Raw genomic sequence first — 14,982 nt, 5'->3', positions numbered from 1 at the left:
AATCACTAGATGAATATTGGGCCATGGTATAGGAGCGGCAAACGCAAAACCGACTTTGCCGACACGCATCTTTTGCGCGGCTTTCTCGCCGGCTAAACCGGGCCGGAACGCCCCGAAAGCAGCCTTCTCACCTCGCCCGCAAGCGCCAGCGGGTCGAACGGCTTGGCGATCACTCCCACGGCTCCCATGGCGAGATAACGCTCCACCTCATGCGTCTGGGTGCGCGCCGTGATGAACGCCACCGGAATCGCGGCCGTCAGCGGCGAATCGGCCAGGCGCCTCAGTGTTTCCGGCCCGTCCATGTCCGGCATCATCACGTCGAGCAGGATGAGGTCAGGGCGCCAATCGGCGGCATCGGTCAGCGCTGCGATGCCCGAGGCGCTGGACCGCACCTCGAATTCCGGCTCGAGTTCCAGCGACATCTGGGCGATTTCGCGGATGTCGTCCTCGTCATCCACATAGAGGATCCTTGCCGGCATAATCATCACTCCTTGGCACTGGAGGCGGGTCTGGCGCTATCGAGCGATGAGACCAACATGCTCCTGACCAGCCTGGCGACATCGATCTCCGACGCCTTGGTCTTGGTCATCATCGCCTGCACCCGGTCACCGAGGTTCTGATCCAACTCGGCCGCCGAGAACACGATGACTTGGGTTTCCAGCGGCAGATCGATGAGCAGATCCAGTCCCGATCCGTCGGGAAGCAGTATGTCGAGGATGACCAGGTCGAAGCGATGCTTTGCGACCGCCTTCCGGGCCTCCTGCAGCGTTTTGGCGGAAGCGATCAAGACGCCTGGACCCAAGCCAGCTGACATCACGGCAAGGACGCCCTCGTCGTCCTCGACGTGGAGGATCCTCGGCCTCCGCTCGACCTTGCTGGCGAGGATCTTGGCGAGAGCGGCGTGAAGGCGCGCCGAATCCACCGGCTTCTCCAGCCAGTCGACGATGCCGATGGCGGTTCCGTTCAGCGAGCGCCTGGCTTCGTCGGCGATGGCGGAGATGACGATGACCGAAATCTCGGAATTCACCGGTGAGACCCTGATGTCGTGGAAGAGCTTGATGCCGGATTCTCCGGCCAGCTTGATGTCGAGCGTCAGCGCCACATAGTCGCGGGAGTTCAGGAGCGCTTTTGCGGTACCGATATCGGGGGCGACATCGCTGGAGAAGCCGTCGGCGTCGAGAAGCGCCGCGATCACCGCAGCGATGTCGGACTCGTCCTCGCAAATGAGGACGCGCAGGCGTCCATCGCGCTTTCGCGACCGGCGCTCGACCAAAACCGGCTTCTCGGCCTGTCTCTGCGCTTCGGCAAGATCGACGTGAAACGAGGTCCCCTTGCCTTCCTCGCTTTCGAAGGAAACGGCGCCGCCGAGCTTCTCGACGATGGTCTTGACGATGCTCAGGCCCAGGCCGGTGCCCCCCTTCTTGCGGGTGCTGGAGGCATCGGCCTGCTCGAACTTGCCGAATATGCGGCTGCGGAACGCTTCCGGGATGCCGGCGCCTTCATCGATAACGGAGATGCGCAGCATGTCGCGCTCGCGACGCTGGAGCTTCACCATGACAGTGCCGCCGGGATCGGAGAACTTGATCGCATTCGACAGCAGGTTCGCCATCACCTGGTGCAGGCGATCGGGGTCGATATTGGCTTCGGCGCGCGGGGCATCGTCGACCAGGACGATGCGGATCCCGCTCTCGGCCATGTAATTGGAACTGGCGGCGATGGCCTGCTCCAGGACCGCACGCACGGGCATCTGCTTGATCTTGAAGGTGATGACGCCCGACTCGATCTTCTCCATGTCGAGAATGTCGTTGATGAGAAGAACCAGCCTTTCGCTGTTGTTGTGGGCGATGTTGACGAGGTTAGCGGCCTTGGGCGGCAGCTCGCCCGCGACGCCGGCTGCGATCAGGCCAAGCGAGCCGCGGATGGATGTCAGCGGCGTTCGCAATTCGTGGCTGACCGTGGAAATGAAGTCGTTCTTGAGCTGGGCGTTTCGCTTCTGCTCGGTGATGTCGCGATTGTAGGTGATGACGCCGACGATCTTGCCGGCCTCGTCGCGGAACGGCGCTTTCAGCGTGTAAAGCCAGCCCTGCCTGCCGTCAGGCAGGAGCGCGGGCTGATCGATGCGCAACGTCTGCCCAGCCTCCAGCGCGCCCATTTCATCCTGCCTGAAGCGCTCGGCCACGTCCTTGGGATAGAAATCGAAATCCGTCTTGCCGATGAGGTCCTCGACGGAGGCGGCGCGCACCAGTTCGGCGGTGGCTGGATTGGCCGCGATGAAGCGCCCCCGAGCATCCTTCACGTTGAGACTATCCGGCAGCTCGCGAACCATGGCACGGTATATCATGTTGGACATGGCGAGATCGCGTCGCCGCTGCTGCCGGTCGAGCAGCACGGCAATGATGAAGGTGCTCAGGAAGCGGAACAGGAGCGACGGCAACGTGCTCTGCTGCACGAAGCCGGTCACGACCTGCGAGGGAATGACCAGAAGCGTGATCAGCCCGGCCAGCGCGACTGATAGGCCGAGGCCGAGTATGTCGAACATGGTGCGCGAACGGACCGCGACGATGTGGTGCCAGGCCAGGCCGACGACGGCGGTGATCAGGATGCTCATGACGCCGACTTCGGCGCCCTGACCGCCCAGATGAAGACGATAGGCGATGGAGCCGGCAGCGGCGATGAACATCGCCGGCCATCCGCCGAAGAACGCGGCCGCGCCGATAAACGCGGCACGCAGGTCGACGATGAAGCCAGAGACGGACAAGGCCGTCGCCATGGAAATGACCGCGCCCGCGCACATGACCACGCCCAAAAGCAGCGACTGTGCCCGCCGCGAGAGACGCCCGGTGAAATCCGCCACAAGGTCCCAGGCGACGATAAGGATGGAGACCACCGCAAGATTGGCCAGCAGTGAGTGCCAGATCTCGGTCATGATTTTCCGGCTCCGTTTTTTCCGACAAATACCGGCAAAACCTATCCGAGGTCTAAAGAGCGGGCGGAACCGGCCTAGTTTGCGAGGTGGTGAGCGCTTGGCGAAAGGCAGCGATCGACCGTCAAAGTAGCGCTGACCATTTTTGGGTGCATCGCCCGAATCTGCGTGTCGTAGCGGCAGTTGCCCGCTGGGTGTGGCTCTTCCGCCACAACCAATTTGGACAACCCCTGCTAGAAAGCACCTGGGTTGTTGAATGGGGTTTGGGTTATGCTAACGCGCTTTTCAGCGAAATCTGTCCTTTTGTCTGCCGTTTGGGGCGTTGCCATGATATCCGCGGCGCATGCCGCTGATGTCGTGCAGGAGCAGGCACCGGGGTTCAACTGGAGCGGGCTCTATGTCGGCTTCGGTGTCGGCGCCGGCGCCAATGTGCATGAGATCAGCGGCGATATCCTTCCGGGCGCCTCGCTGAACGGCATCGGCGGCGAAGGCATCTATGGCGAGGCGACTGTCGGCTACGACTACATGGTCTCGGAGCGGTTCCTGCTGGGCGCCCTGCTCGACGCCCACGTCGGCACCATCAAGACGTCGCTCGACGCCGGCGGCCTGAGCGCCGACATCAAGGAGACCTACGGCTTCGACGCCGGCGTGCGCGCCGGCTATCTCTTGACACCGAGCACGCTGGGCTATGTGCTGGGCGGCTATGCGTGGCAGAAGTACAAGCTCGACACGAATGCGGGTTTCGGATTCGACTGGGACCAGGCCGGCTATTTTGTCGGCGCCGGTGTCGAAACCGCCGTCAACGCCAAGTGGACGATCAAGGGCGAGTACCGCTACACGCGCTTCAGCACCAATAACAGCCTCCTTTCCGATGCGGGATTGCCGGCTCCAGACGGCGCGCTCAACCTCGACACCTCGCGCCACACCTTCCAGGTGGCGGCCAATTACCGCTTCAATGGCGCCAACGGCGGGGCTGCCGGCTTCGAGACGCCAACCTACAACTGGACCGGCTTCTATATCGGCGGCGGACATGGCGCCGGCGCCTCGGTTCATCAGATCGATGTCCCGCCGTTTGGCGATCTCGAATTCAACGGCCTGGGCGGCGAAGGCGTGTTCGGCGAGGCCAGCCTCGGCTACGATCAGGACTTCGGTAGCTGGGTGGCCGGCATCATGGTCGACGCGCGCTATTCCGGCATGACTTCGGAACTCGATCTCGGCGGCGGCCAGATCAACCTCGACAGCGACTATGGCTTCGACGTACTCGGCCGCGTCGGCATGAAGGTCAACGAAGGCACGCTGGCCTACGCGCTGGCCGGCTACAGCTGGCAGCATTTCGACCTCAATGCCTCCGACCCTATCGGCGATATCATCGACTGGGGATCGAGCGGCTTCTCAATCGGCGGCGGCCTGGAAACGGCGGTGTCGGACAAGATGACCGTCGGGATCGAATACCGTTATTCGCAGTTCGAGAAGCACGACTTCTCTTCGGACCTGGGCGCGCCGGACGGCAGCCTCACCTCGACGCCGTCCTTCCACACCGTGCGGATCGACGCCAAGTACAAGATCAACTAAGCCGTCCATCGAGTAACTTCAGAAAGCCCGCCACCAGCGGCCCGCCACCAGCGGGCTTTTCCTGTCCGCCGGTCCATCTGTCGGCCGTCGGTGCCCCGCCTTATGCTTCGGCCGCGGCTGGTTGCGACGAGGCTATACGCAGTTCGCCGCGGGCGGTGGCGCCGCAACATGGGAAAGAGCTTTTCGTCGCCGAGTTCATCAACGCCGACGCGTCGCTGAGGTTCGAGAAGCCGCCGGGTGTGAGCTGGACGGCGAGATGAACGCATTCAACGGGCGAGCTTGTCGATAGCGGGCCATTGTTCTCGGCCGCACGACCTACGAGATCTTTGCCGGTTCGGGAGACTTCGCCGACACGCGTTGCCGAGATATGTCGCCTTGACCAGCCTGAAGGCGCTCATCTGGCAACCGGCGGCATGCTTACCGGCCTCCTTTCCGAAGCGGTCGCCAATCTGGCATCTATGTGCATGCTAGAGCGGCGGATTTTCATGTGAGTCCATAGCCTGCGGCAGTGAAGTAGTTTCTGCATTCTATTAAGGAGAACAGATTGCAGATATCGCCGATGGCCTGCCACAGAGCGTCGATGGTTCTGATGGCCTTTGCGCGCAGATGCGCCTTGAGCTTGGCGAAGGCCATTTCGATCGGGTTGAGATCCGGACTGTAGGGCGGCAGGAAGAGCAGCCATGCGCCTCTGGCCCTGATGGCTGCCTCGGCGGCTGGACTCTTGTGGGCGGCGAGGTTGTCAAGGATGACGACATCCCCCTTGCCAACGTCGGAGCGAGCTGCGTTTCGACGTAGGTCTCGAAGATGCGCCGGTTCATCGGCGCGTCGACGACGAAAGGGGCGGTAAGCCCATGGCAGCGCAGCCCGGCGATGAAGGTCTGCGTCTTCCANTGGACGCCTGCAGCAATAACCAGTTGGGCGGCAAGCTCCGGCATGGTGATGTCGTCCTTCTCGGCCACACAACCAAGCAGGAACGCACGATGCGGATCGAGCTTGGAATGGCGGCGGCCACCACTGGCTTTGGGCGCCAGGCTCTCGGTCTCTCGATAGTTCCTCATCACGATAACGACGAACGAAACCGACACCTCAAAATGTGCCGCCGCCGCACGCCGAGAATGGCCCGCCTCGACAAACCGCACAACACGTTCACGCAAATCGAGCGAATAGGGCTTGGGCATGGCAAATCACCTCCACAAGGAAGTGAATCACAAACCTTACATCAGCGGAATCCTTCGCGATTCAATCTGATGGTCCGACGCTCTAGTTAAGCCAGAATGTTGACCGCACGCGCGGCGACCAGCGCGATCGTCAGCAGCGAGATCATTGCCTCGGCCATCATCAGGAGCTTGGCGCGCTGAGTGAGCGGCAATGTGTCGGTCGGCGAGAACGCCGTCGCATTGGTGAAGGCCAGGAACACGTAATCGACAAAGCCGGGCAGCCAGTCGCGGATCTCGCGATCGGACAGCGTCATCTGCGGGAACAGGAAATCGGCATGTGCGCGCTTGACCAGGCCGCAGGTCGGCGGGCCGCCGCGGTCGGTGCTCCAGAACCACAGCGCGAAGACGATGACGTTGGTAACCCAGATGTTGAGCGCGTCGACAAGCAGCGTCGTGCCGGCGCCGGCATGGCCTGCCAGCAGCTTCTGGACCAGAAAGACCAGCGAGCCGCAATTCATGATGCTGATGACGCCGGTCATGACCAAGGCGGTACGGCGGATGAAGACGCGAAACCGGCCGATCGCATACCAATGCTCGTGATCGACGGCCTTCTGAGTCGCCATTTGCGTCCAGGCCGTTGCGATCGACAAAGGTACGAGCAGCGCCGCCTCGATCGCGGGCGCGAGCCACCGCGGACCGAAGGACAGGTCGTTGATGACCAGAAGCTGCAGGCAGATAACGACAAGCACCGCCGCCCGCGCCGACCAGAAATCGATCGCGCGGTGATGAACGATGGCATGCTCGTGGCGCATGGGGGGACCTGTGTCGTGTGCGCGGTTTTTCGACCGCGGGCGACACCTCCACCTCAATCTTGGTCTTGCGATGGTCGCGTAACTATAAATTTTCGTAAGATTTCGGCGGCCGGCGCCTCGCAGGATCGGCCCAAGCGAGAAGGGCATCGGACTTTGTCCGACGCCCCGGTTCGATCGCTGGCAGGCCGCTCAGGCGTTCGCGGCTTGCTTGTGCTGGATCGTATGGCTTTTCTTGAGCAGATCCGAGACCAGGAAGGCCAGTTCGATCGCCTGGTCGGCATTGAGGCGCGGATCGCAATGGGTGTGATAGCGGTCCTGCAGGTCTTCCGCCGTGATGGCCCGGGCGCCGCCGGTGCACTCGGTGACGTTCTTGCCGGTCATCTCGACATGGATGCCGCCCGGATGCGCGCCTTCGGCGCGGTGCACCTCGAAGAAGGTCTGCACTTCCTTCAGGATACGGTCGAACGGCCGCGTCTTGTAGCCGGCCGCCTCGATCGTGTTGCCATGCATCGGGTCGGAAGACCACACCACGTTGCGGCCCTCCTTCTTCACCGCCCGCACCAGCTTCGGCAGATGCTCGGCGACCTTGTCGGAGCCGAACCGCGCGATGAGCGTCAGCCGTCCGGGCTCATTCTCGGGGTTGAGCAGGTCGATAAGCTCCAGCAGGCCGTCCGGCGTCAGCGACGGACCGCATTTCAGGCCGAGCGGATTCTCGATGCCGCGGCAATATTCGACATGCGCATGGTCGGGCTGGCGGGTGCGGTCGCCGATCCAGATCATATGGCCCGAAGTCGCGTACCAATCGCCGGAAGTCGAATCGACGCGGGTCAGCGCCTCCTCGTAGCCGAGCAGCAGCGCCTCGTGGCTGGTGTAGAAATCGGTCTCGCGCAGCGCGAAATTGGTTTCCGACGTGATGCCCACCGCGCGCATGAAATCCATCGTCTCGGTGATGCGGTTGGCGAGCGATTCGTATTTCTCGCCCTGCGGGCTGTCGGCAACGAAGCCCAGCATCCAGCGATGCACGTTCTCCAGGCTGGCATAGCCGCCTTGCGCGAAGGCGCGCAGGAGATTGAGGGTCGCCGCCGACTGGCGATACGCCATCTCCTGCCTTGCGGGATCCGGGATGCGCGACGCGGCGTCGAACTCGATGCCGTTGATGATGTCGCCGCGATAGCTCGGCAGCGTCACGCCGGCCTTGGTCTCGCTGTCGGAGGAGCGCGGCTTGGCGAACTGGCCGGCGACGCGGCCGACCTTCACCACCGGCTGCGCGCCGGCGAAGGTGAGCACCACCGACATCTGCAGGAAGACGCGAAAGAAGTCGCGGATGTTGTCGGCGCCATGCTCGGCAAAGCTCTCGGCGCAGTCGCCGCCCTGGAGCAGGAAGGCCTCGCCGGCGGCGACCGCCGCCAGTTGCTTCTTCAGCTTGCGCGCTTCACCGGCAAACACCAGCGGCGGATAGGTGGTGAGCCGGGCTTCCGTGGCCTCCAGCGCCGCAAGGTCCGGATAGGCCGGAACCTGCTTGATCGGCTTTGCTCTCCACGAATTCGGCGACCATTTTGTCATCGCTGCACCCAAAACTCTTCAGAGCAATTCCAGGAAAACTGTGAACGGTTTACGTCCGGAATTGCGTCAAAACAAACTGGCGAGCGGTCTCGCCCGCCATTCCCACCCCAATCAGAGGTCGCGGCTCCTTACACGAAGCCGATTTTCTATTCTAGCCGGGAATTTCAGCAGTGGCGAATGCCTTGAACTGCTCGGATGCCGGTGTGAAGGCGTCAGGCAGCTTTGTCGACCAGCCGCGCCAATTGAGTCATGACAACAGCCGAGCCGGCCAGCCGCTTCTCGGCATTCGGCCAGTCACGCATGAAGACGACGCTGTGGTCGGCCCTGATCTTGGCCAGCGAGCCCTGCTCGCCGATGAATTTGACCAGTCCGACCGGATTGGGGAATTCGCGGTTGCGGAAGTGGATGACGACGCCCTTGGGGCCGGCATCGAGCTTCTCGACATTGGCCTTGCGGCAAAGCGCCTTGATGAAGACGATCTTCAACAGATGCGTCACTTCTTCCGGCAGCGGCCCGAAGCGGTCGATCAGCTCGGCGCCGAAGCCGTCGATCTCCTCGGTGGTCTCCAAGTCGCCAAGGCGGCGGTAGAGCGCCATCCTGAGCTGCAGGTCCGGCACATAGCTCTCCGGGATCATCACCGCGGTGCCCACCGCGATCTGCGGCGACCAGCCGCCATCCAGCACTTCGCCGGAATCCTTCACTTCGGCCACCGCTTCCTCCAGCATCTGCTGGTAGAGCTCGAAACCGACCTCCTTGATGTGGCCGGATTGTTCCTCGCCGAGGAGATTGCCTGCGCCGCGGATATCGAGGTCGTGGCTGGCAAGTTGGAAACCAGCGCCGAGCGTATCGAGCGACTGCAGCACCTTGAGCCTGCGCTCGGCCGTATCGGTAAGCTTGCGGTTGGCCGGCAGCGTGAACAGCGCATAGGCTCGCACCTTCGAGCGGCCGACGCGGCCGCGCAACTGATAGAGTTGGGCCAGACCGAACATATCGGCTCGGTGGATGATCAGCGTGTTGGCGGTCGGAATGTCGAGGCCGGATTCGACGATGGTCGTCGACAGAAGCACGTCGTACTGGCCGTCATAGAAGGCGTTCATGATGTCGTCGAGTTCACCAGCCGGCATCTGGCCGTGGGCGACCGCTACTTTCAGCTCCGGCACGGATTCTCTCAGGAAATCATGGATTTCGGCAAGATCGCTGATACGCGGCACGACATAGAAGGAATGGCCGCCGCGGTAGCGCTCGCGCAGCAGCGTCTCGCGGATGACCAGCGGATCAAAGGGCGAGATGAAAGTGCGCACCGCCATGCGGTCGACCGGAGGGGTGGCGATCAGCGACAGCTCGCGAACACCGGTCAGCGCCAACTGCAGCGTGCGCGGAATCGGCGTCGCCGAAAGTGTCAGCACATGCACGTCATTCTTGAGCTCCTTCAGCCGCTCCTTGTGCTTGACGCCGAAATGCTGCTCCTCGTCGATGATCAGCAGGCCGAGATTTTTGAAGGAGATCGAGCTACCGAGCAGCGCGTGCGTGCCCACGACGATGTCGACCGTGCCGTCGGCGACGCCCTTCTTGGTCTCGGCCAGTTCCTTGGAGCCGACCAGGCGCGATGCCTGCGCGACGCGGATCGGCAGGCCGGAAAAGCGTTGCGAGAAGGTCTTGAAGTGCTGCCGCGACAGCAGCGTCGTCGGCACCACGACGGCGACCTGGAACCCTTCCATCGCCGCGATGAAGGCGGCGCGCAGCGCCACTTCCGTCTTGCCGAAGCCGACGTCGCCGCAAACGAGCCGATCCATCGGCCTGCCGGCGCCGAGATCGTCCATGACAGAATCGATCGCCGTCTGCTGGTCGTCGGTTTCTTCATAGGGAAAGCGCGTCGCGAACTCGCCATAAAGGCCGTCGGCCGGAATCATGGCGGGTGCTGCGCGCATCTGCCGCTCGGCGGCGATGCGGATCAATTGCCCGGCCATGTCGAGCAGCCGCTTCTTCAGCCGCGCCTTGCGCGCCTGCCAGGCGCCGCCGCCAAGCTTGTCGAGTGGCGCTTCCGCCGAATCCGAACCGTAGCGCGACAGGAGCTCGATGTTTTCGACCGGCAGGAACAGCCGGTCGTCGCCGGCATAGTGGATTTCGAGACAGTCATGCGGTGCGCCGACCGCTTCGATGGTGCGCAGACCAATGAATCGGCCGATGCCGTGGTCCGCGTGAACGACGATGTCGCCGGATGACAGCGACGATGCTTCGGCAATGAAGTCGGAGGCACGCTTTTTGCGCTTGGAGCGGCGGATCAGCCTGTCGCCTAGAATGTCCTGTTCGGCGACGACGACCATCCCGTCGGTCTCGAAGCCGGATTCGAGCGGCAGCACGGCAAGACCGGCCTGCCCCGGCTCGAGCTTTTCGACCTCGGAAAGAGTCGCCACCGGTTTCAGGTTGCCGAGATGATGCTCGGCGAGGATCTGGCCGAGGCGGTCGAGCGAGCCCTCGGTCCAGCCGGCGACGATGACGCGGCGGCGCGCGGCGCGCTCGTCGGCAATATGCTTCACCACCACGTCGAAGACATTGCTGTTCGGGTCGGCGCGCTCCTCGGCGAAGCTGCGGCCTTGCCGCGAGCCCGCATGGAAGACCTTCTTGCCGCCGACATCGGGTGCGTCGAAGACGGTGAAATCAATGTCCTCGCGCGGTCCGAGCGAGGCTTTGAGATTTTCCGGCGAGAGATAGAGCAGATCCGGCGCCACCGGCCTATAGGGCACGGCATCTTTCAGCGCGCCGTCAGCCTGCTTCCGCCGCGCCTCATAGTGATCGAGGATCAGCGTATGGCGCTCGGCCAGCGCCTCATGCGCGAGATGATCGAAGATGACAGGCGCGTCCGGCTGATAGTCGAACACCGTCTCCAGTTGCTCGTAGAAGAAAGGCAGCCAGTGCTCCATGCCGGCAAAGCGCCGTCCTTCGCTGACGGCTGCATAGAGCGCATCGTCGCGCGACGGCGCGCCGAAGGCTTCGATATAGGAGCGGCGGAAGCGGCTGATCGTTTCCGGCGTCAGCGCCACCTCGCTCATCGCCTGCAGCGCCATCGACTTGCGCTGGCCGGTCGTGCGCTGGGTCGCCACGTCGAAGACGCGGATCGATTCCAGCGTGTCGCCGAAGAAGTCGAGCCTCAGCGCCTCGCTCCAGCCGGGCGCGAAGAGGTCGAGAATGCCGCCGCGCACCGCGAACTCGCCGACGTCGCGCACGGTCGGCACGCGCTCGAAACCGGAATTCTCCAGCCGCGCGATCAGCACGTTCATGTCGATCTGGTTGCCGCGCTTGGCGTGGAAGGTCTGCGCCTCGATCAGTTCGGCCGGCGGAATGCGCTGCAAGAGCGCATTGGCCGTCGTGAGGATAACGGCGCGGTGCGGCTTTTTCGCCAGCGCAACGATGGCGGAGAGCGCGTCGAGCCGCCGCGCGGCGGCATCCGCGCCCGGCGAGACACGATCGTAAGGCAGGCAGTCCCAGGCAGGCAGTTCCAGAACCGGGAGGCCGGGAGCGGCAAAGGCGAGCGCATCGATTATCGCCGGCAGCCGCTGACCGTCGCGTGCGACGAACAGCACCGGCTTGTCGGGCGCGATCTCCTGCGCCGTCCGCGCCAGCGCGAAAGCTTCGTAACCGTCGGCGACGCCATCGACGATGAACTGGCCGGCGCGGCCCTTCGGCAGGCCAATGGAGGGAATGAGACTCATGCTTCTTTCAAAATGTCATGGTCCGGCGCGACGCCAGGATCTTCTGCAGCACCGCGCAATCGATATCGGGCGGAACCGGGCGCTCGCCGGTGATCATCGGCAGGAATTCGGTGTCGGGGATTTCGAGGAGCTTTTCATATTGGTCGATTTCGTCGGCGGTCAAGGCGCCGATCTCGGCATCGGCGAAGGATCCCAGGATGAGATCCATCTCGCGCATGCCGCGATGCCAGGAGCGGAACAGGAGCTTGCGGCGGCGGACGTCCAGTCCCTCGCTTGATCGCTGTGTTCCGGTCATCGCGCTGCATCCCTGTTCGAAGCGGCGCATATAGCGTGGATAGCGATTGGTGTCAGCCTTTGCGCTGCGGCCTCCGCGACATAAGCTGATGAGATGCGTCCTTCCATCCTCGATCCCCTGTTCGTCCCGATCACCTCGCTCGCCGGCGTCGGCCAGAAGGTCGGGACCATGATCGAACGTGTCGTGCCGGCCGATCTCGGCGACCGCGCCGCGCGCGCCGCCGATCTTCTGTTCGTGCTGCCCAACACGGTTATCGACCGCCGCAACCGGCCTGGCATCGCGCTAGCGGCCGAAGGCCAGATCGTAACACTCGAGGTACGGGTCGACCGCCACCAGCCGCCGCCGCGCGGCAACAGGTCCGTGCCCTACCGGATCTACGCCCATGACGACACCGGCGAGATCGCCTTGACCTTCTTCCATGCCCATGCCGCCTATCTGCAGAAGATGCTGCCGGAGGGCGAGCGCGTCGTAATCTCCGGCCGCATGGAATGGTTCAACGGCCGCCCGACCATGGTTCATCCCGACCATATCGCGCCGCTCGATGAGGCCGAGGGCCTGCCGCTGGTCGAGCCCGTCTATCCGCTCACCGCCGGCCTTTCCGCAAAAGTGCTGCGCCGCGCCATCGGACAGGCGCTCGGCCGCTTGCCGGAACTGCCGGAATGGCAGGACGACGCCTTCATGCGCCGCCACACCTTTCCGTCCTTCGGCGATGCGCTCACCCGCATCCACTATCCCAAGGACCCGATCGACGTTGCCGTCGAGGGTGCGGCCTGGCGGCGCCTGGCCTATGACGAGCTCCTGGCAGGGCAGGTGTCGCTGGCGCTGGTGCGCGCCAGAATCCGCCGCCTTTCGGGCCGGCCGCTGGTCGGCGATGGAAGCGTTGTCGAGAAACTGCGCGCTGCCCTGCCCTACAGGCTCACCCCCAGCCAGGAATTCGCGCTCGGCGAAATCAACGCCGACCTGGCCGACCCCGAACGCATGCTGCGTCTGCTGCAGGGCGATGTCGGCTCCGGCAAGACGGTGGTCGCGCTGCTTGCCATGGGGCGCGCGGTTGAGGCAGGCGGCCAGGCTGCGCTGATGGCGCCGACCGAAATCCTGGCGCGGCAGCATCTGGGGACCATCGCCCCGCTGGCGGAAAAAGCCGGCCTCAGCGTCGCCGTCCTAACCGGCCGGGAGAAGGGACGCGAACGCGCCGAAACACTGGAAGGCCTCGCCAGCGGTGCGATCGATCTCGTCGTCGGCACGCACGCGCTGTTCCAGGAAACGGTGACCTTCCACGACCTCGTGCTTGCCGTCGTCGACGAGCAGCATCGCTTCGGTGTCCACCAGCGTCTCGCCATCACCGCCAAAGGCGACGCGCCCGATATGCTGGTGATGACGGCGACGCCCATTCCGCGCACGCTGGTGCTGACCGCCTTCGGCGACATGGATGTCTCGAAGCTCACCGAAAAGCCGGCGGGCCGCCAGTCGATACGCACCGTCACTTTGCCAATGGAGAGGCTGGACGAGTTAGTCGGGCGCATGGTCGACGCCGTCGCCGAGGGTCAGAAGATCTACTGGATCTGTCCGCTGGTCGAGGAATCCGAAGAGATCAAGCTGATGTCGGCGGAAGACCGCTTCGCTTCGCTGAAGCCGCTCTTCGGCGACCAGATCGGCCTGGTGCATGGCCGCATGAAGGGCGCGGAAAAGGACGAGGCGATGCGCGCCTTCAAGCAGGGCGAGACGCGTATCCTGATCGCCACCACCGTCATCGAAGTCGGTGTCGACGTGCCGGACGCCACGATCATCGTCATCGAGCATGCCGAGCGCTTCGGCCTTGCCCAGTTGCACCAGTTGCGTGGACGGGTCGGGCGCGGCGACAAGCCCTCATCCTGCGTGCTGCTCTACAAGGATCCGCTCGGTGAGACGGCGAAGCGCCGGCTGTCGGTCATGCGCGAGACGGAGGACGGCTTTCGCATCGCCGAGGAGGATCTGAAGCTGCGCGGCGAAGGCGAGCTGCTGGGCACCCGCCAGTCCGGCACGCCAGGTTTCCAGGTCGCGCGCATCGAGTTCCATGCCGACCTGCTCGAAGCCGCCCGCGACGACGCACGGCTGATCCTGTCGCGCGACCCCGAATTGCAGTCTGGGCGCGGCGAGGCGCTTAGGCTGTTGCTCTACCTGTTCGGGCGCGACGAGGCGGTGCGGCTGCTGCGCGCCGGCTGAGCCGCGCCCAGCGCCGGATTGGCAAGCGGCCCTTCGATCGGCTCGCCGTTCAGCGTCACCAGCTTGGCCTTGACCTCCGGCGCCACCATGCCGGCCGAAACGATCAGCTTGGCGCCGTCCTCGATCGTCATGTCGAGCAGCACGATCTCGGATTTATAAACATACATCAGGAAGCCTGTGGTCGGGTTCGGCGTGCAGGGCATGAACACCGCGATCAACGGATCGCCTTCCTGGTCGAGCTTCTGGTTGATCTCCGTTTCCTTCTCGCTGGCGACGAAGACCAGCGACCAGACTCCCTTGCGCGGATATTCGACCAGCCCGACCTGGCGGAACATGTCGCCCTTGTTTGACAGCACCGTCTCGAAAATCTGCTTCAGGGAGCGGTAGATGCCGCGCACCAGCGGCATGCGGCCAAGCAGCCGCTCGCCGAAATTGACGATTGCGCGGCCGACGATGTTGGCCGTCATGAAACCGATGAACGTGATCAGCACCAGCGCCACGATCAGCCCGAAGCCGGGGACCGGAAACGGCAGGTAGGTGTCGGGGTTGTAGCGGGCGGGAATGTAGGGCTTCACCCAAGAATCGACCCAGCCGATGAGCGACCAGGCGATGTAGGCGGTGATCGCCAGCGGCGCGCAGACGATGAAGCCTGTCAGGAAGTAATTCCTGAGCCGGGTCATGCCAGAGGTCTTCAGGGCGTCGGACATAGGATCACCGCGGCGCAGATTGCGGTTGAACTTTAGTGAAC

Annotated in this window: 9 protein-coding genes and 1 pseudogene; 2 read left to right on the top strand and 8 right to left on the bottom strand. The window is 63.7% G+C overall.

The features are described from left to right. Positions 1–92: 92 nt before the first annotated feature. Together A9K71_RS21205 and A9K71_RS21200 are read right to left on the bottom strand one after the other, a co-directional pair. Positions 93–479 (bottom strand): response regulator, encoded by a 387-nt coding sequence (locus tag A9K71_RS21205; protein WP_082980640.1) that lies wholly within the window; start codon positions 477–479, stop codon positions 93–95. A gap of 5 nt (positions 480–484) precedes the next feature. Further along, entirely contained in the window at positions 485–2,926 is a 2,442-nt protein-coding gene (locus tag A9K71_RS21200; protein WP_067000343.1) for an ATP-binding protein, read from the bottom strand. Positions 2,927–3,193: 267 nt separating this feature from the next. Between A9K71_RS21200 and A9K71_RS21195 the strand changes: the two genes are divergently transcribed. After that, positions 3,194–4,495 carry an outer membrane beta-barrel protein gene (locus A9K71_RS21195; protein WP_067000340.1) on the top strand — a complete coding sequence of 434 codons (1,302 nt, stop codon included), beginning with the start codon at positions 3,194–3,196 and terminating at the stop codon, positions 4,493–4,495. Positions 4,496–4,978: 483 nt separating this feature from the next. On the opposite strand, the pseudogene A9K71_RS21190 reads toward A9K71_RS21195, so the two are convergent. From A9K71_RS21190 to A9K71_RS21170, 5 genes and pseudogenes are all read right to left on the bottom strand, one after another. Beyond that, a pseudogene (locus A9K71_RS21190) lies at positions 4,979–5,673 on the bottom strand (IS630 family transposase). 86 nt (positions 5,674–5,759) lie between these two features. Further along, a complete protein-coding gene (locus tag A9K71_RS21185) occupies positions 5,760–6,464 on the bottom strand; it encodes a hypothetical protein (RefSeq protein WP_067000338.1) in 705 nt (234 codons plus the stop codon). Positions 6,465–6,653: 189 nt separating this feature from the next. Beyond that, positions 6,654–8,027, bottom strand: a complete 1,374-nt coding sequence (locus A9K71_RS21180; protein ID WP_067000335.1) for a 3-deoxy-7-phosphoheptulonate synthase class II — start codon at positions 8,025–8,027, stop codon at positions 6,654–6,656. Positions 8,028–8,239: 212 nt separating this feature from the next. Beyond that, positions 8,240–11,737: a transcription-repair coupling factor gene (mfd, locus tag A9K71_RS21175; RefSeq protein WP_067000332.1), complete on the bottom strand. Its 3,498-nt coding sequence runs from the start codon at positions 11,735–11,737 to the stop codon at positions 8,240–8,242. A gap of 7 nt (positions 11,738–11,744) precedes the next feature. Further along, positions 11,745–12,032, bottom strand: a complete 288-nt coding sequence (locus tag A9K71_RS21170; protein ID WP_067000926.1) for a succinate dehydrogenase assembly factor 2 — start codon at positions 12,030–12,032, stop codon at positions 11,745–11,747. Between the two features lie 93 nt (positions 12,033–12,125). Here A9K71_RS21170 and recG point away from each other — a divergent pair, with 93 nt between their 5' ends. Further along, positions 12,126–14,234 (top strand): ATP-dependent DNA helicase RecG, encoded by a 2,109-nt coding sequence (gene recG / locus A9K71_RS21165; RefSeq protein ID WP_067000330.1) that lies wholly within the window; start codon positions 12,126–12,128, stop codon positions 14,232–14,234. Here the strand turns inward: recG and A9K71_RS21160 are convergent. Then, positions 14,186–14,941: a DUF502 domain-containing protein gene (locus A9K71_RS21160; protein ID WP_067000327.1), complete on the bottom strand. Its 756-nt coding sequence runs from the start codon at positions 14,939–14,941 to the stop codon at positions 14,186–14,188. The two genes, recG and A9K71_RS21160, sit on opposite strands and share 49 nt — an antisense overlap. Positions 14,942–14,982: the final 41 nt, after the last annotated feature.

This window comes from Mesorhizobium sp. WSM3873, from assembly GCF_001672445.1.
Taxonomy (GTDB): Bacteria; Pseudomonadota; Alphaproteobacteria; order Rhizobiales; family Rhizobiaceae; genus Mesorhizobium.
The sequence above is the reverse complement of the archived record's forward strand: the minus strand, read 5'-3'. Positions and strand labels throughout refer to the sequence as shown.